The 325-nt window shown below is 68.9% G+C and carries 1 protein-coding gene; it reads left to right on the plus strand.

What is annotated here, in order from left to right; all coding sequences use genetic code 11:
• Positions 1-325, plus strand: a 325-nt coding sequence (locus tag ACLBXO_RS31895) for a histidine kinase dimerization/phosphoacceptor domain -containing protein (protein ID WP_447687936.1), incomplete at both ends; no start/stop codon positions are given.

Here is a 325-nt window from a genome sequence, read left to right on the forward strand (position 1 = left end):
ACTTCGGCGCTGGAGCAGAAGACCGCCCTGCTGCACGAGGTCGACCACCGGGTGAAGAACAATCTCCAGGTGATCTCCTCGCTGATGCTCCTGAAGGCCCGGCGCACGCCCGAGGGCGATGCGCGGGACGCGCTCCAGGGCATGGCGGATAGGATCGGCGCGCTGTCGACGGCGCACCGGATGCTCTACTCCGAGGGCGACTGCACGCATTTCAACCTGGGCGACTTCGCGGCCGAGTTCCTGGCCGACATGAATGCCGGCCTGGACCCTGAGCGGCGCCGGGTGGAGGCCGATGTCGAGCCGATCGCCGTGGCCGCCGCGATGG

The sequence above is a fragment of the Methylobacterium sp. C33D genome, from assembly GCF_053345825.1.